The 17,683-nt window shown below is 52.2% G+C and carries 21 protein-coding genes; 5 read left to right on the plus strand and 16 right to left on the minus strand.

Features of this window, described 5'->3' with window-relative positions; all coding sequences use genetic code 11:
* Nucleotides 1-6: 6 nt before the first annotated feature.
* From Q8W24_RS09805 to Q8W24_RS09820, 4 genes are all read right to left on the minus strand, one after another.
* Entirely contained in the window at nucleotides 7-1,212 is a 1,206-nt protein-coding gene (locus tag Q8W24_RS09805; protein WP_305415537.1) for a tryptophan--tRNA ligase, read from the minus strand.
* 106 nt (nucleotides 1,213-1,318) lie between these two features.
* Nucleotides 1,319-2,368: a tryptophan--tRNA ligase gene (gene trpS / locus Q8W24_RS09810; protein ID WP_305415509.1), complete on the minus strand. Its 1,050-nt coding sequence runs from the start codon at nucleotides 2,366-2,368 to the stop codon at nucleotides 1,319-1,321.
* A 77-nt stretch (nucleotides 2,369-2,445) separates the two neighbouring features.
* Complete coding sequence (locus tag Q8W24_RS09815) at nucleotides 2,446-3,069, minus strand: L-threonylcarbamoyladenylate synthase (RefSeq protein WP_303434068.1); 624 nt, start codon at nucleotides 3,067-3,069, stop codon at nucleotides 2,446-2,448.
* A 101-nt stretch (nucleotides 3,070-3,170) separates the two neighbouring features.
* A complete protein-coding gene (locus Q8W24_RS09820) occupies nucleotides 3,171-4,034 on the minus strand; it encodes a PHP domain-containing protein (protein WP_303434069.1) in 864 nt (287 codons plus the stop codon).
* A gap of 65 nt (nucleotides 4,035-4,099) precedes the next feature.
* Here Q8W24_RS09820 and Q8W24_RS09825 point away from each other — a divergent pair, with 65 nt between their 5' ends.
* From Q8W24_RS09825 to mnmC, 5 genes are all read left to right on the plus strand, one after another.
* Entirely contained in the window at nucleotides 4,100-4,705 is a 606-nt protein-coding gene (locus Q8W24_RS09825) for a septation protein A (RefSeq protein WP_303434070.1), read from the plus strand.
* 3 nt (nucleotides 4,706-4,708) lie between these two features.
* Entirely contained in the window at nucleotides 4,709-5,008 is a 300-nt protein-coding gene (locus tag Q8W24_RS09830) for a YciI family protein (protein ID WP_303434071.1), read from the plus strand.
* Nucleotides 5,009-5,030: 22 nt separating this feature from the next.
* Nucleotides 5,031-5,759: a TIGR04211 family SH3 domain-containing protein gene (locus Q8W24_RS09835; RefSeq protein ID WP_305415512.1), complete on the plus strand. Its 729-nt coding sequence runs from the start codon at nucleotides 5,031-5,033 to the stop codon at nucleotides 5,757-5,759.
* A 90-nt stretch (nucleotides 5,760-5,849) separates the two neighbouring features.
* The gene (locus tag Q8W24_RS09840; RefSeq protein ID WP_370693321.1) at nucleotides 5,850-6,407 is read left to right on the plus strand and encodes a peptidylprolyl isomerase; all 558 of its coding nucleotides are present in this window, start codon (nucleotides 5,850-5,852) and stop codon (nucleotides 6,405-6,407) included.
* A gap of 88 nt (nucleotides 6,408-6,495) precedes the next feature.
* The gene (mnmC, locus tag Q8W24_RS09845; RefSeq protein ID WP_305475191.1) at nucleotides 6,496-8,577 is read left to right on the plus strand and encodes a bifunctional tRNA (5-methylaminomethyl-2-thiouridine)(34)-methyltransferase MnmD/FAD-dependent 5-carboxymethylaminomethyl-2-thiouridine(34) oxidoreductase MnmC; all 2,082 of its coding nucleotides are present in this window, start codon (nucleotides 6,496-6,498) and stop codon (nucleotides 8,575-8,577) included.
* Nucleotides 8,578-8,941: 364 nt separating this feature from the next.
* Here the strand turns inward: mnmC and Q8W24_RS09850 are convergent, their stop codons facing one another.
* The 12 genes from Q8W24_RS09850 to prmB all read right to left on the minus strand — a co-directional run bounded on the left by Q8W24_RS09850 (nucleotide 8,942) and on the right by prmB (nucleotide 17,668).
* Entirely contained in the window at nucleotides 8,942-9,244 is a 303-nt protein-coding gene (locus Q8W24_RS09850) for a DNA-binding transcriptional regulator (RefSeq protein WP_303434075.1), read from the minus strand.
* Complete coding sequence (locus tag Q8W24_RS09855) at nucleotides 9,237-9,611, minus strand: type II toxin-antitoxin system RelE/ParE family toxin (RefSeq protein WP_303434076.1); 375 nt, start codon at nucleotides 9,609-9,611, stop codon at nucleotides 9,237-9,239. Before Q8W24_RS09855 ends, Q8W24_RS09850 begins: the two co-directional genes overlap by 8 nt.
* 331 nt (nucleotides 9,612-9,942) lie before the next feature.
* On the minus strand, nucleotides 9,943-10,140 hold the full coding sequence (locus Q8W24_RS09860) for a hypothetical protein (RefSeq protein WP_303434077.1): 198 nt from the start codon (nucleotides 10,138-10,140) through the stop codon (nucleotides 9,943-9,945).
* A 45-nt stretch (nucleotides 10,141-10,185) separates the two neighbouring features.
* Nucleotides 10,186-10,446: a YheU family protein gene (locus tag Q8W24_RS09865; RefSeq protein WP_303434078.1), complete on the minus strand. Its 261-nt coding sequence runs from the start codon at nucleotides 10,444-10,446 to the stop codon at nucleotides 10,186-10,188.
* Nucleotides 10,430-10,873 carry a hypothetical protein gene (locus Q8W24_RS09870; RefSeq protein WP_303434079.1) on the minus strand — a complete coding sequence of 148 codons (444 nt, stop codon included), beginning with the start codon at nucleotides 10,871-10,873 and terminating at the stop codon, nucleotides 10,430-10,432. Before Q8W24_RS09870 ends, Q8W24_RS09865 begins: the two co-directional genes overlap by 17 nt.
* A 189-nt stretch (nucleotides 10,874-11,062) precedes the next feature.
* Complete coding sequence (locus Q8W24_RS09875; RefSeq protein WP_303434080.1) at nucleotides 11,063-11,392, minus strand: multidrug efflux SMR transporter; 330 nt, start codon at nucleotides 11,390-11,392, stop codon at nucleotides 11,063-11,065.
* Between the two features lie 164 nt (nucleotides 11,393-11,556).
* The gene (locus tag Q8W24_RS09880; RefSeq protein ID WP_303434081.1) at nucleotides 11,557-13,359 is read right to left on the minus strand and encodes an alpha/beta hydrolase; all 1,803 of its coding nucleotides are present in this window, start codon (nucleotides 13,357-13,359) and stop codon (nucleotides 11,557-11,559) included.
* A gap of 76 nt (nucleotides 13,360-13,435) precedes the next feature.
* The gene (locus tag Q8W24_RS09885) at nucleotides 13,436-13,828 is read right to left on the minus strand and encodes a phasin family protein (RefSeq protein WP_303434082.1); all 393 of its coding nucleotides are present in this window, start codon (nucleotides 13,826-13,828) and stop codon (nucleotides 13,436-13,438) included.
* A 236-nt stretch (nucleotides 13,829-14,064) separates the two neighbouring features.
* Complete coding sequence (locus Q8W24_RS09890; RefSeq protein ID WP_303434083.1) at nucleotides 14,065-14,316, minus strand: DUF6489 family protein; 252 nt, start codon at nucleotides 14,314-14,316, stop codon at nucleotides 14,065-14,067.
* A 43-nt stretch (nucleotides 14,317-14,359) separates the two neighbouring features.
* Nucleotides 14,360-15,517: an MFS transporter gene (locus tag Q8W24_RS09895; RefSeq protein ID WP_305415517.1), complete on the minus strand. Its 1,158-nt coding sequence runs from the start codon at nucleotides 15,515-15,517 to the stop codon at nucleotides 14,360-14,362.
* An 11-nt stretch (nucleotides 15,518-15,528) separates the two neighbouring features.
* The gene (gene aroC / locus Q8W24_RS09900; RefSeq protein ID WP_305452390.1) at nucleotides 15,529-16,644 is read right to left on the minus strand and encodes a chorismate synthase; all 1,116 of its coding nucleotides are present in this window, start codon (nucleotides 16,642-16,644) and stop codon (nucleotides 15,529-15,531) included.
* 85 nt (nucleotides 16,645-16,729) lie between these two features.
* A complete protein-coding gene (gene prmB, locus Q8W24_RS09905) occupies nucleotides 16,730-17,668 on the minus strand; it encodes a 50S ribosomal protein L3 N(5)-glutamine methyltransferase (RefSeq protein ID WP_303434086.1) in 939 nt (312 codons plus the stop codon).
* Nucleotides 17,669-17,683: the final 15 nt, after the last annotated feature.

A 17,683-nucleotide genomic window follows, 5' to 3' on the forward strand; every position in this document is an offset into this window, starting at 1 on the left:
CCTCTCCTAGCGATAGCTTAATCCCATGGCCTCGCGCACTTCATCCAGTGTCGCTCGCGCTGCATCCCGCGCTTTGTCGGTACCATCCGCAATCAGACTGCGGAGCAAATCCGGCTCGTTTTCATATTGTGCCGCGCGGGCACGAATCGGTTCCTGCTCAGCCACGATCGCATCGATCACCGGCTGCTTGCATTCCAGACATCCCCACTCACCACCACGACAGGCGCCCTGGACACGCTGCTGCAGTGATTCATCGGAATAGACCTGATGAAAGGGCCATACCGGGCACACATCCGGGTTGCCGGGGTCTGTCAGCCGGACTCGTGCCGGATCGGTACGCATGGTGCGGATTTTCTGGCTGACCTCATCAGGCTCAGCGCGTAATGGAATAAAATTATTCCCGGAGCTGGACATTTTTTCGCCGTCCAGGCCGGGCATTTTCGCCGTAGCCGTCAGCATTTCATGGGGTTCCGGCAGAATGGTTCGCCCTACGCCTTCAAGATAACCGATCAGGCGTTCCCGATCGGATAGCGTCAGGCTGACCTGTTCCCGCACCAGCGCCTGGGCAGTCAGCAAGGCGTCGTTATTGCCATGCGAAAGAAAATCCCGCCGCAGTTCCTTGTACAGCTTGCCGGTCTTTTTACCGATTTTTTTTAACGCCAGCCGGGCATGGTCTTCAAACCCGGCTTCGCGGCCGTATAAATGATTAAAACGGCGGGCCAGATCTCGCGCCATTTCGATATGAGCCACCTGATCGGCACCGACCGGCACCAGACCGGCACGATAGGTCAGAATATCGGCGGCTTGCAGCAAGGGGTAACCCAGCAGGCCATACGTCGATGATTCCGATTCATGCAGGGACGATTTTTTGTCTTTGTAGCTCGGTACCCGCTCCAGCCAGCCTTGTGGCGTCAGCATCGACAGCAACAAATGCAGCTCGGCTTGCTCCGGTATTTTGCTTTGGATAAATAATGTCGCAGACCCCGGATTGATCCCCGCTGCCAGCCAGTCGATCAGCATGTCCCAGACATGGGTCGACAATGCCTGTGGCTGCTCGTACTCAGTGGTCATGGCGTGCCAGTCGGCAACAAAGAAAAAACATTCATATTCGTGCTGCAAACGCACCCAGCTTTTTAATACGCCGTGATAGTGCCCGAGATGCAACCGCCCTGTCGGGCGCATACCGGAAACCACGCGCCGCTGGGAATCCATGGAGCTCAAATAACATCCCTCTTGTATTGATCCTGATACGGACTACCTGCCAAACGCAGGTGCCAGTGACAACAAATACGGATAACCCGATTCACCGAACGGGTTTTCAAAACAAGCGGGCGATACCTACCGCCTGCCGCACCTCAGCCATCATGGGTTCACTGATGGCGCGAGCGCGGGCAGCACCGGCCTGCAGCTGTTCTTCGATATCCTGGGGACGGCTCATCAAGTCGTTGTAACGCTCCCGTGATTCAGCCAGCTCAGCGTTGATCAGCTCGAACAGTTGTTTCTTCGCTTCACCCCAGGCAATACCATCAGCAAAGGCCTGGCGCATGGCGGCGGTTTGTTCGTCGGAAGCAAAGGCTTGCCAGATCTGGAAGACCGCAGAGGTATCCGGGTCTTTGGCTTCACCGGGTTCCAACAGGTTGGTCTTGATCTTGTTGATGTGTTTTTTCAGTTGTTTCTCAGGCAAAAAGAGCGGAATGGTATTACCGTAGCTTTTGCTCATTTTACGACCGTCCAGCCCTTGCAGCACGGCCACCTGATCACTCACAACGTAATCGGGCAGCGTCAGAATCGGGGCCTTGTTGGCATAGATATGGTTAAAACGCTGGGCGATATCGCGGGCCATTTCCACATGCTGGATCTGATCCTTGCCAACCGGTATATGTGTGGCACCAAACATCAGGATATCCGCTGCCATTAGTACCGGGTAGCTGAACAGGCCCATGCTGATGCCTTTGTCGGCATCCACACCGTCGGCTACGTTGACGTCCACGGATGCCTTGTAGGCATGTGCCCGGTTCATCAATCCCTTGGCGCAAATACAGCTGAGAACCCAGCACAGTTCCGTGATCTGGGGAATATTTGACTGCCGGTAAAAAACGGCTTTGCTGGTATCCAGCCCCAAGGCAAGCCAGGTCGCGGCAATTTCCTTGGTGGACTGTTGGACCGCGGCCGGGTCCTGACATTTGATCAGGGCATGATAATCTGCCAGAAAATAGAACGACTCGTTGGTGTCTTCCCGGCTGGCTTCAATGGCTGGCCGAATGGCTCCGACGTAATTCCCCAAATGAGGTGTTCCGGAGGTGGTAATGCCGGTCAGAACCCGTTTGGGGCCATTTGGCGCAGTGGCATTCGAAGCGTCTTGAGTCATTCTAATCATCCAGGCAAGCGAAACAACAAAACGCGCATCATACCGGTTTTATCCCCGACTGACAGCCCGGCCGATGACTAGTCGAGGATATCCGCCGCATCCCCGACCCCTTGTCGAATCAGCTCTGGTGCGTCGCCGGTCATATCAATCACGGTCGTGGCTTCAAAACCGCAATAACCGCCATCAATAATCAGATCGAGCTGGTTTTCCAGGGTTTGACGGATATCGTAAGGATCGGACAGCGGCATATCGTCTCCGGGCATAATCAATGAACTGGTCATCAGTGGTTCATCCATGGCCTCCAGCAAGGCCATGGCGATGGCGTTGTCTGGTACCCGAATACCGATGGTGCGTTTTTTCGGGTGCATCAGCAGTCTTGGTACTTCACGGGTGGCGGGCAAAATAAACGTGAATGCCCCCGGTGTATGGGCTTTGAGCAACCGGTACTGGCTGTTGTCTACCTTGGCAAACGTTGCCAATTCAGAGAAATCCCGACACAACAAAGTAAAATTGTGTTTCGGCCCCAGCTGGCGCAAACGCTGGATTGTTTCTGTGGCTTTTTTGTCTCCGATACGGCACGCCAGCGCATACGAGCATTCGGTGGGAATAATACCAACGCCGCCTTTGCGCAGCACTTCAACAGCCTGATTAATCAGTCGTGCCTGGGGATTGTCTGGATGAATCTGTAAAAATTGGCTCATGTTAACTCCTGTCTCTTTCAATCAATCTGCCATCTTGATCATACGCCGACGGTCACTCGCCTGCTTAAAAAACCATAACGCAGATCAACGGCAACCCGTGCTCAACATGGCGCGGAGGAAGAAGCTGACCATTGCTGCCACACCGGGGTAATCAGCGACGGATAAGCCGGCATCATACCCAGCTCGAGGCCAAAACGGTTCGGGCCGTGGTAATCACTACCGCAGGAGCCGAGCATATTGAACTCCCGCGCCAGCGAGGCCATCTGCCCCGCCTGATTGCTGTCCATTTTACCGTAACTGACTTCCAGCGCCTGACCACCCGCAGCGATAAAATCCCGCACACAGCTGCGTAATTTGGTACGGGTCATATTGTAAAGGTGGGCATGGGCCAACACCGGTATGCCACCCGCTGCCACAATCCACTCCACTGCAGTAGCCATATCAGGCCAGCCGCTTTTGACGTCACCGATCTTCCCCGCACCCAATAATTTGCTAAACGCCTGCTGCACACTGGGCACCAGGCCTTTCTCGACCAGGTATTTGGCAAAATGTGGACGCCCCAACTGATCCGCTGTGGTGTTACCGAAGGCTATCACTTCTGCCAGCGGGATCTCACACCGCAGTTTTTTCGCCAGCCGCGCAGCGATAATTTCTGCCCGCGCTGCCCGCACAGTACTCTGATGCTGTTCCGCCTGTTGCATCACCGCCGCCTCCGGATCAAAGCCGAGCCCGACAATATGTACCGATACACCACTCCAGACAGTCGACAGCTCAATTCCGGGGATCAGCTGTATCCCCAGCTCCGCTGCGGTATGCTGGCCGCGACGGAACCCGTCAACCGTATCGTGGTCTGTGATCGCCAGAGTTTTGATACCGCGCTCGGCAGCAAGACGCACTAGCTCGTCTGCCGGAAAGTGGCCATCGGAGGCATTGCTGTGGCAGTGTAAATCGATCTCTGAGTTCACATGGACGCTCTTGGTAGGTTCAGCCATAATCGGCCTATTGTAATGGGACATAGAATGCGAAGCGAATGAAGTTACTCCTGGATTTTTTACCGATCGTTGTTTTTTTTCTGACCTACAAGTTCGCTCCCGAGCTGATTGAGTGGGTATCGCCTTGGTTGAATGTCGACCAGCAGGCCTCATTACATGCCATGGAACCGATCGTACTGGCCACCGCCGTACTGATTCCGGCCACCATTTTGCAAATCCTTTATACCCGCTTCACCACGGGTAAAATCGAGAACATGCATCTGGTGACTCTGGCTCTGGTGGTACTGATGGGCGGCGCCACGGTTATTCTGCAAGACAAAACCTTTATTCAATGGAAACCCACCGTTGTAAACTGGCTGTTTGCAGCGGCTTTTCTGGGTACCTACTGGATCACAGGAAAAACCCTGCTGCAGCGTATGATGGGTCAGAACCTGACGCTTCCTACACAAGTCTGGGTTCAGCTGAACTACGCCTGGGTGGCTTTTTTCCTGCTGAGTGGCATCACCAACCTGCTGGTTGCCTATAACTTTTCTGAAGATATATGGGTTAACTTCAAACTGTTTGGCCTATTGGGACTGACCATTGTATTTATCGTGGCGCAGTCGATATTTTTATACAAATACATGAATCACGAGGAGTCCTGAACCATGTGGTATGCCATTATCAGTCAAGACGTTGACAACAGTCTCGATCAGCGCCTGTCTGCCCGTCCGGCCCATTTGAAGCGTTTGCAAACCCTGTCGGACGAAGGCCGTTTACTGGTTGCCGGGCCTCATCCTGCCATCGATAGCGACGATCCAGGCAAGGCCGGATTTACCGGCAGCCTGGTGATTGCCGAATTCAACTCACTGCACGATGCCCAGCAGTGGGCTGACAGTGACCCTTATATCGATGCGGGCGTATACCAGCAGGTCATCGTAAAACCGTTCAAGAAAGTGTTGCCTTAAGGCAACCCGCAAGGAGTAAGACGTGAAACTGTTAACGCAACTGGGGTTATGCCTGATCATCGCCGCAGGCACAACAGCGACAAGCGGCGCTCAGGCAGAACAAACCGCGGCCGGTGACAGTTATGTTGCCGTCTCTGCCGGTTCAAAACGCTATGTCACCGACACGCTGTGGCTGCAACTGCGTTCCGGCCCTTCTGCCCAACACCGGATTATCCAGGCGCTGAAAAGCGGTGAGCACCTGACCCTGATTGGCGAAAATACCGATGCTGGCTATTCACTGGTACGAACCAGCAAGAACAACGAAGGCTGGGTTCTGACCCGCTACCTCGACAACCAGCCCACCGCACGGGAACATCTGGTTGTTGTCAACCAGGAGCTGGAACGGACCAAAGCAGAACTCACCACTGCAACCGAACGCCTGCAAGCCCTGGAGACAGAGGTCAAAGGATTACGTTCCGAACGCAGCGACCTGGAGCAAAAAACCGTTCAGGTCACCCAGGAACTGAACAATATCCGTGAAGTATCTTCTGGTGCGCTGGCACTGGATGAAAAAGCCCGCAAATTATCGACCCGTAATCAGGAGCTGGAAATCCAGCTCGAAGCGATAAGTGTCGAAAACGCACAATTACGCGAAGACCGCGACCTCAACCGCCTGATTTATGGTGGAGGTCTGGTGTTTCTCGGCATTCTGGCCGGCTTGATCCTGCCTTCCCTTCGTGGTGGTCGCAAGCACACCAGCAGCTGGTCCTGATCGCGCGGCACCGCCCGTCATTCCGGCCGGTGCCGGAATGACACCGGCCTGATACCTATTTATTTCTGGAGTTAATCGATGTTCCGTCGTTTGTTAGTTAAACAGCTACTGGCCCTGAGCGCCGTTTTGATGTTATCCCCCGCCTGGGCCGATGCCACCCCACAAGCACCGGTTGCCGTCCGCCTGACCACCAATATGGGTGTTATTGAGCTGGCTCTGGATCGTAACAAGGCCCCCATTTCGGTAGAGAACTTTCTGACCTATATGGACAGCGGCCATTACAATCAAACGCTGTTCCACCGCGTTATCGACGATTTCATGATTCAGGGCGGCGGCTTCACCACCGACATGCGCCAGCGTGCTACCTTGCCTCCCATTGCCAACGAAGCTGAAAACGGCTTGAAAAACGTACGGGGCAGCATCGCCATGGCTCGCCGGAACGATCCAGCCAGCGCCACCAGCCAGTTTTTTATCAACCTGAGCGATAACCACTTTCTCGATAACGGCAGCCGGGGTTTCGGTTACGCTGTATTCGGCAAGGTCACCAAGGGGATGGATGTAGTGGATGCCATCGGCAAGGTCAAAACCCTGCGAGGAGACAAACCCGCAGAACCGATGATCCTTATCAGTGTGGAAAAAATCCAGTAACGACCGGCAGCAGCCAGTCACAGCCATACCGGCGCCTTGTTCACTTTTGCCGGTATGACTGAATCCGATACCCATTTCCTGTAACGCCATGGCCAACATGACCTCCCACTCCGCTTCGTCTTCTCCTCTCGCTCTGGGCAATGCCGATATTATCTGGCAAAACGATGATCTGCCGGTATCCCGACAGTTTCACGACCCTTACTTTTCCCTGCACGATGGTCTGGCCGAAAGCCGCTATGTTTTCCTGCAACACAATCAGCTGCCACAGCGCTGGGCCGACTGGCATGGGCCTTTCTGTATCGTCGAAACCGGCTTTGGCACCGGGCTGAATTTTCTCGCTACCTGGCAGGCCTTCCAGCAACACGCCGGCCCTGACTGCTGGTTACACATCACCAGCATTGAGAAATACCCACTCAGCCGCCAGCAGCTCGCCAGAGCACTGGCACACTGGCCGGAACTGGTAGAGCTGAGCGAGCAATTACTCACTCAGTACCCGGACGCCATTCGTGGCTTCCACAGCCTCTGTTGGCCCGCACAACGGGTACAACTAACGCTGGTACTGGACGATGTAGACAATGCCCTGAGCAAACTGTCCGGGCCGGTTCATGCATGGTATCTGGACGGCTTTGCTCCGGCGACCAATCCACAGATGTGGCAACCCGAGCTGTTTAACCAGATTCGCCGCCTGAGTTGTCGTCATCCTCACCTGGCAGGCACTACCACCCTGGCCACCTTTACCGCTGCCAGTGCTGTACGCCGCGGGTTACAAGGAGCCGGGTTTCAGGTCAACAGACCCAGGGGCTTCAACGGCAAACGGGAAATGCTGGCGGCAACATACGCCGCCACCATTGGCCCAGAGCGTCCTCCCGAAGCCAACACCCAACCATGGCTGACACCGGTGCGGCCATGGTTAACAGAGAACACTACCGAGACCGGCACGCCCGATCTCGCCATGGTCGTTGTCGGCGCTGGGCTGGCCGGTGCCACCACCGCCAGAGCCCTGGCAGAACGGGGGATGCCGGTACGGGTAATCGACCAGACCGGTATTGCCAGCGGCGCTTCTGGCAACCCTCAAGGTGGTCTATACGTCAAACTGGCCGCCAATGACCAAGCCACCCATACTGAATTTTATTTGCAGGCTTATCTCACCAGCCTGCGCTGGATGAAGCGACAGCTGGCAGCCGGTCCCGATGGCGCCTGGAACCCTTGTGGCGTATTACAACTGGCCTGGTCTGCAGCCGAACAACAACGCCAGCAAAAATTTCTCGACCGCCTCCACTACCCTGAGAGCTTGATTCGACCGGTATCCGCGGCAGAAGCCAGTACCTTGTCAGGGAATCCGCTACAGCAAGGCGGGTTGTTTTTCCCGGATGCCGGTTGGGTCAGCCCGGCGGACTTGTGTCAGCAACTGCTTGATCACCCCTTGATTGATGTCCAAATCTCTACCGTCCGATCAATACAGCAAGATTCCGACACTCGCTGGCAGTTGCAGCTCGACAACGCCCCCACCCTGACCAGCCGACAACTGGTGATTGCGACAGCCGGTGCCAGCCCGTCATTACTGCCGGATACCTACCTGCCGATCAAATCCATTCGTGGTCAGCTCAGCTACCTCGATGCCCAGCAAAGCCCTCCATTACAAACCGTGCTGTGTGGCCGCAGCTATATGGCACCGGCACGGCAAGGTCAGCTGGTATTGGGGGCAACCTATCATCAGAACGACCTGGATCTGACGCTCCGCCCGCAAGACCACCAGACCAACCTTGATCACCTGAAAGATTTTGGCTCATCATGGCATGCGCTGGCGGACACCGCCGACAAGAGCGGCCTGGTTATTGGTGGTCGTACCGGATTCCGTTGCACCACCCCCGACTATCTGCCCATGGCCGGACCAGTGGTGGATACCGATGCTTTTATCCGCTGCTACGCTCCCATGATCAAAAACGCCAAGCAAATACCGGCGCGCAAGGCCCCGCTGCACACGGGCTTATGGCTCAATATCGGGCATGGTTCCCGGGGCCTGGCATCAACGCCATTGTGCGCAGAACTGCTCGCCGCCCAGATCACAGGAGCGGCCTTGCCCGTCAGTACCCAGGTCGCAGCCGCCTTGTGGCCAGGACGTTTTTTATTGCGGGATATGATTCGGCGTAAACTGCCAGCTCGAACCTGATTGTGGCCAGACCAAGGCGGCTATATATGCCTATGTGTGGAGGTGTAGACAGAAATTAAAAGGGTCTGGTGCGGAAGGACTTTATCCTCGGCCAGATTATTGACATGCACAATGGTATCTTCATCCAGCCTAATCGTAACCAGCTTATTGATCTTCTTGATGTAAGGGTTATTTATTAATCGAACATGAACATTATAATGATCACGCAGGCAGATACTTTTTATAAACAAGTCTTTCGCTCTCACTTATCAGCCTTTGTGCAGAGCTGGTTCAGATAGCCTCACCGCTGTATCCATTTTGAAGGCCAGATCGACAAGGTCGAAAAACAGTGGCGAACACAGAGATTCGAACTCTCTTCTTTTACTTACGCAATAACTTCAAGCCCTTTTTTTTCAGCTATAGATAACATTTTCAACGCAGCTCCTCTTGGCGAACTATCACCTTGCTCCCACTTTTTAACTAATTTATCACTAACATTTAAATATTGAGCAAAAACGGGCTGAGAAAGACGGTATTTCAACCTAAGATTACGAACTTGATCAGGAGTGAATTCGTGGACGTTAGTTAAACATAATGCATCAAATTTACGCATTGTCGTTTTGTCAATTACTCCTGATTTTTTTAAGCCTTTAGCTGTTTTATGAACCGACTCTAAAATATCACTCATTTTGATTACCTACTATTATTAGTTCACCATCTTGAACAAGCTGGTCCAGCTCACCTGGAGTGAAGTTGAGAAACTCTTTAGCCAACTCTTTGAGGGCTAGTTTTTCCTTTGTATTTATATTCGACCTTGCATTTTTCGCAAAAGCATATAAGAAAAAATATCTGTCTCCCATAACCGCTCCCACGATGGTCCTATAACCACCACTCTTACCTTTATTACCTACTGATATGCGTTTCTTGTATACATTGCCACCTAAATCAGCATCGTAAAGCCCATTTGTCATCTCCCTGCAAGCAAGGACAAGATCGTCATCAGATAAACTTTCTTTTTTGGTTGAAGACACAAAACCCTTTGTTTTATAGATCAAAGTATACTCCACAAGGGTATGTTTTCATATACTGAAAGTTTTCTGGATGCTCGCCAGAAAACTAACCGGTAGTCCCTTTCACAGCCAGCTTTCCCACCAACTGTTCGTTCTCTGTGTAGTCGCTCAATGATTCCGGACAGTTTGTAGCGGAACGAAAAATTGTTACGTGTGCTTGTGTTTGTTGAATCATTTACCTGCAGCTTCCGGTACAGAAGCGAATGGGAGACAAAGCAACGGATGACAGCCCTGATCGCTCAGCTTCGCTACCATTACTGATTTAACGCCCGCATTGGGGCTGGTTGAAGTGCAACGGAAAACCATCACACCGCCCCTAAACGACTCGTTTCAGCATATTTCGCCGCTTGGCGGCTTGCCTGGCACGTATCGAGTCTTCACGGATCTTGCGCATGGAAGCCGATAACTCAGCGCAACAATCACGAATCTCGGCCAGTTGGTCTTTCATGGTATCCATATCATCCACCGCATCCGCCACCCGACGGCGTAACCGTTGAACTCGAATATCCGTCATGGTGGCAGCCTCCGGAGGTGTGGTTTTGAGATAACGACAATCAGCTCAGTTACGAACCAGGTCAATGTGGCAGCTATTTTCTATCGGGTCAAATAACAACCGGGCCTTGCCGGATTCCAGTTGTTGCTTCACGTGTTGCTTTTTATCAGTCAGGCTGAATTCTTGTTCACCGTAGTCGGTGCCTTCTCGTAATACAAACTCCGCCAGCACAGCATCCAGGGCATCCGTACTCAGGCGATTCCAGGGAATTTCAAGCACGCCATGATCCGGGGTATCGTCTTGTGGTGTCTCAGAATGCAAAGCCAACCTCTCTTTCCCACTCGCAGCTCATGCGTAATTCAGCATCCGAGGGGATATGACCACGATCAGCTTGCCAGTTAAACGTATGTTTTCCTGATAATTCCGTTTCCAGGTGTACGGTCGCGGATACCCAGAACATCGACTTGAGCAAGGATTCAAACTGCCGTAACCAGGATTCCCATTCATACTCGACCGCCCGATAAGAAGCGGCAAAATGAATAATATGAGTTTGATAGGTACCATTCAGCAGATGTTGACCGGGCATTGAGAACATCTCCCGGCACAACAACGACCAATCATCATCCACCCCCAGAGGCAGGCTCTGCAAGGCCGCCCAATTTGTACGCCGCTCATTCTCGGCAATCACTTCCCGAGTACTGGGGCTATGGCGTATCACGCCATACACGATGGATTCCTGATCAAAGTGGTTCACGGGTCTGTCCTGAACTAGAGGCTCGATAACATAATCATAAACAAAACCACCATGGCGGCAAGCGCCTGAAGCCCATTGCGCATACTGATCGCCACAATTGCTATTTTGTGATGTTTACTCAGGCTGCCACTCCGTGCTCTCTGTCACACATTGTGCAGGCTTTTTCTTCAGGCCGGTTGGTTGACCCTGTCAATGCCCTGCTTTTGAAAACAGATTGATCATGGCAACACCGGTAATAATCAACCCCATACCAGCCAATGCCCAAAGATCAGGTTTTTGCCCATGCAGGAAAAAGGCAATAACGGCCACCAGTACGACCCCCAACCCAGCCCAGACGGCGTAGGCAATACCCACCGGAATGGTTTTTAACGCGACAGATAAAAAGTAGAACGCAACCACATATCCCAATACAACAATAATCGACGGCCCCAGGCGGGTGAAACTGTCGCTTGATTTTAACGCTGATGTTGCAATCACTTCGCCAAGGATGGCAATTGCTAACAAGACCCAGTGGTTCATTCTTTCACTCCAGACAGGTAAGCGGCCAGTGTATCTGTCTGCCTTCCAATAAGCGCATAAAAACGCCGGATTGTCAGCGAGACAATCCGGCGCTCTGATCGGTCAGTGGTCGTATTCAGTTCAAGCCAATATGCGCTTGCCTGAACAAGACAGTCACTCCGGCCCTATTTTGCCACAACCCCGATCCGGCGTTGTACGTAAGAGCCCGGTGCGTCTTCAATGACGGGCAACTCATCGCTGCCTGGCTGACGAGCATCCACTTCTTCCATGCCTCCTTGTTTGAGAATCCATTCTTGCCAATCTATCCACCAGGAACCTGCATTGTGAGTTGTGCCCTTGTACCACTCATCGGCATCTTCCGGCAGCTCGTCGTTGGTCCAGTAGCCGTACTTTTTCTTGTGTGGCGGATTCACAATACCGGCAATATGACCAGACCCACCCAGTACAAAGCGGTTTTTTCCGCCCAGGATGGTGGCCCCTTTGTAGGTACTTTTCCATAAAGCAATATGGTCCTGGGCACAGGAGATAAAGTAGCTTGGTGTTGTGATCTTGCTGATATCAATCGGAACACCGTCCAGCATGATGCCATCAGGTTCGATCAACTTGTTGTACAGGTACATATTGCGCAGGTAAAAACTGTGCATTGCCGCTGGCAGGTTGGTGCTGTCGGTGTTCCAGTACAGCAAATCAAAGGCCGCCGGACGTTCACCCATCAGATAGTTGTTAATAAAGAACGACCAGAACAAATCATTTTCACGCAAGGTGCTGAAACTGAATGCCATTTGTCGACCATCGTAATAACCCACGAGATCCATCTGGCGTTCCAGGGCAGAAATAGCGGTTTCGTTAATAAACACACCAATTTCACCGGGCTCAGAAAAGTCCATCAAGGTAGCCAGGTAGGTCGTTGACTTGATCGGCGACTTACGTTTTTTCTTGAGATAAGCCATCGTTGATGCCAGCAAGGTACCACCAACACAGTAACCAATGGCGTTGACTTCTTTTTCTCCGGTCGCTTTCTGAATCGCATCAACAGCAGCGATCGGGCCTTCCAGCATATAATCGTCAAAGCCCTTGTCGCGTAGTTCCGAGCCAGCATTCACCCAGGAGATACAGAATACTGTGTGGCCCTGATCCACCAGCCATTTCAGGAAGGAGTTATCTTCGCGCAGATCCAGAATATAGTACTTGTTGATAAAGGGCGGAATAACCAGCAACGGCCGTTTGAAGACCTTGTCGGTCGACGGGCTATACTGGATCAATTGCATGACGTCGTTCTGATACACCACCTTGCCTGGCGTCACCGCAATATTACGACCGACCTGAAAGGCACTGGTATCTGTCATGGCGACGTTCAGAGAGCCTTTGACACTACCTTCGATATCTTCCATAAGCTGCTCCATACCCTTTGTCAGGTTGGAGCCGCCGGTTTCAATCGTTTTGCGAATAACAGCAGGGTTCAGAGTAGGGAAATTGGTTGGTGCCAATGCATTGACGTACTGACGTATAAAATACTCTACTTTTTGGCGGGTATGATCACTCAGGCCATCGGTGTCACTGATCATTTTCATCAGCGAGTTACCCTGGATCAGATACAACTGCTTGATATAGTCAAAAACCGGGTTTTCTTCCCATTCTTCATTCTTGAAGCGACGATCGGATGGATCGGGAGTAACCACAGGGTCTGGAGTCTGCCCCAGAAAACGTAATACTGTATTTTGATACAACATCTGCTGCTGCTTCATCAAATCCATCTGATCAGCAATCAACTTGTTGGGGTTGTTCAGCATGGCTGACCCAACCTCCTGGAGTGCCGCAGAAAAGTCGGACAATACAGACGCAGAAGGATCTTCCCCTGATGTTGGCTGGGTAACCACTTTTTCCAGCAAATGCCCGTATTGTTCTGCCAGCCGACCTGACATCTCGTAAAAATCGCCGACTGCGACTTCAAAATTTTCCTTGGTCATATTTATCAAACCCATAATCCGAACAGAAGAAAGAAAAAAGGCCACCCAAAGGTGGCCTCAGAAACTTCGACCAGGATTAAGCGGCTTTAGTAGTCGCTTTGGTCGCTGGTTTTGCAGTCGTAGCAGTAGTAGCCGCTGTGGTGCGAGCTTCTTCCATGATAGTTTCGACCTGGGATTTGAACTCCATGGCCATATCAGAGAAAGTTTTCGCATCTTCCATGATTTTTTTGTTCAGCGAGCTGGCAGCTTCAGCCTGTGCAGCAGTGTAGGCACGCATACCTTCGGTATCTTTTACTTCAGATGCTTTTTTCATCTGATCCAAACCCATCTCAGCATAGCTTTTGATAGAGTTCAGTTGGAAATCGGTCATTTTTTCCATATTTTCAACAAACAGGCTGTTGAATTTGGACATTGGCGCGTACATGGTTTTCGCTTGTTCTGCGAACGCATTCAGGACGTTATCTTGCATGGTTTTGCTCCTTCAAAAGGTCGTGGTTAGCAAGTATTGCCACAGTCATACTAGCTGATGCCGTTTTACACTTAAATGACAAATAACATTATTTGACAAATTTTATTGCGCCAAATCACATATTATTTAATCTTGCGTTCAATTCGTCAGAAAATTGGCACAAACAAGGCCCGTTTTTGACCAAAATTCTAACCAGTGTTAGAAGAACACCCGTAAAGCCCTATAAATACAGGCTATCACCCGTTAGAATTTTCATCTGTTTTTCCGGCCATCATGCCAAACATCATATTTTGAAACTTGTTCATCGCTGTCATACTTTCACTGAACAGAGGTTTATATAACGACATGGCATCATAACCTTCCTCGCCTGACTTCATTTTTTCCATCATTTGATGAAACACTTCCTGCTGGAATTCCTGAACGTCCGGTAAGCCCATAACACGACGGAATTCTTCAGGTGTTAAATCAAAACTTACATTAATTTTCATATTTTATTCCTTTTGATTCTTATAAATTCTTATAACTTATTAGCTATTCGATTTTTATATTCATTCCTTTCCAGGCAACAATCAATGCCAAAACGGCAACAACCGCTGCACCAACAAACACCCATTCCCCACCCAGATGCCAGAAATAGCCACTCAACCAGGCGCCCAACGCCCCACCCAGGCCAAACCCGGCACTGGAATACAGCGCCTGACCCCGGCCATGGCTTGCAGCAAACAGTACCGACACATAACGGATACAAACAGCATGTAACATGGCAAAAGTGAACGCATGGGAAGCCTGAGCCAATAACAACACCCACAACTGCTGTGGAAAAGCCGCAATCAACAACCAGCGCAAGGCGGTGATGAGCAGGCTGACCAGTAACCAGTGACGCAAGTTCAGCCACTGCAACAACCAGCGAATACGCCAGAACAGTATCACTTCAGCAACCACCCCCAGAGCCCAGAGCAAGCCGATACTGCTGGAGGAGTAACCATTGTCATCCAGATAAATACTTAAAAAAGTGTATAACGGCCCGTGACTGACTTGCAGCAACAGATTAACCAATAAAAAGGCCATCACCGGCCAACGTGTCAATAACGCCCAGAGTGAGCTGTCTTCCCCATTATCACGGCCTGGCTGCTGGTCTGCGGCAGGCTTCAGTCGCCAGCTATTCACCACCACGCCCAGCATCAATACCAGCATCACCGCAGGCAACCAATCCACCGGGATGTACTCAAACAGCCAGCCCAGCAGGGCCACGGTAATCACAAAGCCAACCGATCCCCAAAGACGAATACGACTGTAATCCTCAACACGGTTGGCAATGGCATGCATGGTGATTACTTCGTACTGCGGCAACATCGCCGACCAGAAGAAGCCATACAGCAACATTACCCCCAGCACCGGCCAGAAGCCGTCCACCAGCCAAATCGCGCTGAAACAGACAGCAGTCATTAGTCCGGCGATGCGGGCCATATGTAAAGGAGTGTGGAAGTAGCGGCTCCAGTGAGCCCAGAGCATGGGGGCAACAATACGAACAAGGGAGAAGGAAGCAATGGCGCTGCCAATATCGCCATAATCAAAGCCAAGGGATTGCAGATATGGCCCCCAGTAAGGGGCATTACAGCCAACCAGCGCAAAAAACAGCGCATAAAAAACCGCCAGAGGCTGGCGCACCTGGCGATCGTTCGCAGACATATTGTGCTCCGTTACTGACCGGCTTGAGGAGCGGCCCCGGCAATCACCGGCGTCGTACAGTGCACGTCGCCATTCTGGCCACGCTGGCGTAACCAGTGGTCACAGATCACAATAGCCATCATCGCCTCGGCGATGGGAGTGGCACGAATACCGACACACGGGTCATGCCGGCCCTTGGTGACTACTTCGATCGGGTTTCCTTCGACATCGATGGACTGCCCTGGAATCACCAGACTGGACGTCGGCTTGAGAGCAATATGGGCTATCAGATCCTGGCCGGTCGAGATGCCGCCCAAAATGCCACCGGCGTGATTACTGAGGAATCCCTGGGGAGTCATTTCGTCACGGTGTTCGGTGCCTTTTTGTGTCACAACATCAAAGCCGTCACCAATTTCAACACCTTTCACCGCATTGATGCTCATCAGGGCATGCGCCAACTCGGCATCAAGACGATCAAATACCGGTTCCCCCAAACCTGGCATCATGCCAGTGGCGACCACCGAGATCTTGGCCCCGACCGAGTTGCCTTCTTTCCGCAACGCGGTCATATAGTCTTCCATCGCGCTGACCTTGCTGGCATCCGGACAGAAAAACGGGTTTTGCTCCACCTGTTGCCAGTCAAACTGGCTGTGATCAATGCAGATTGGCCCCAGCTGCGAGAGATACCCACGAATCTCGATCCCTTTGGCGGCCAGCACTTTTTTGGCAATTGCTCCGGCCGCCACACGCATGGCGGTTTCACGGGCGGAAGAACGACCACCACCACGATAATCGCGGAAGCCGTATTTCTGGTTGTAGCTGTAATCTGCGTGAGCCGGACGGAAGGTCGCAGCAATATTGGCGTAATCACGGGAGCGCTGGTCGGTGTTTTCAATCAGCAGGCCAATCGATGTACCAGTGGTTTTGCCTTCAAAAACCCCGGACAAAATCCGTACGGCATCGTCTTCACGACGCTGGGTGGTATAACGCGAGGTACCGGGTTTACGACGATCCAGATCCCGTTGTAAATCGGCTTCTGTCAGTTCAATCCCCGGCGGACATCCGTCAATAATGGCCCCCAGAGCCAGACCATGGCTTTCACCAAAGGTAGTGACGGTGAACAGTGTTCCTATGCTATTTCCAGACATAATCATTCCGAGGTAGCGGCCCGGCGGCCCGCGACACGGGCGGCAACAAGGGCAGTAAATTCAATCGGTATTCAGTAATCATCCGTCAATTGACGGGTCTAACGGGTGGCTCCACAAACGGATCCAGATCACGGGCTTGCAATACAAACACCCCATGACCACCACGTTCAAAATCAGGCCAGACAAACGGCAATTCAGGGAAAGCGTCCTCCAGTGCTGGCCAGCTATTACCCACTTCCACCACCAGTAACCCGTCATCACTGAGATATTGCCGCGCCTGACGCAGCATGATACGCACCAGGTCGAGACCATCCTCCCCTGCTGCCAAGGCCAATTCCGGCTCGTGATGGAATTCTTCCGGCAGGCTGGCCATGTCTTCTGCATCGACATAAGGAGGATTGGAGACAATCAGATCGTATTGACCATGGGCAGCATCAAACAAGTCAGACTGTAACGCCTGTACCTGATGCGACAAGCCATGACGATGGATGTTTGCTTCCGCCAGCGACAACGCATCGAAGGAAATATCCAGCAGCTCAACCTCAGCCTCTGGAAACTGCACCGCACAGGCAATACCAATACAGCCAGAACCGGTACACAAATCGAGGATACGCTGGGGTTTCGCTGCCCCTTGCCACCAGGGTAGAAAATCCTGTTGGATCAATTCAGCAATCGGCGAACGCGGAATCAGTACCCGCTCATCCACCACAAAAGGCAAACCGCAGAACCAGGCTTCGCCAGTCAGATACGGTGCCGGCAAGCGGCTTTCAATCCGCTCGACGACCAGTCCGACGGCAGCTTCACGTTCCTGTCGGGTCAGACGAGCGCTATACCACTCCGGTGCCAGATCCCAGGATAACGCCAACCCATGCGTCACCAGCAACCGGGCTTCATCCCAGGCGTTGTCGGTGCCATGACCAAAATAGAGATCGGATTCGTTCATGCGGCTGACCGACCATCTCAAGATATCCTGGATAGTACTCAGCTCTGCAATTGCCGCAGCGGCACTCTGATGCAAATACATAATTGGCCTGACGAT

The organism is Oceanobacter sp. 4_MG-2023 (assembly GCF_030689165.1).
In the GTDB taxonomy this organism is placed as follows: Bacteria; Pseudomonadota; Gammaproteobacteria; order Pseudomonadales; family Oceanobacteraceae; genus Oceanobacter.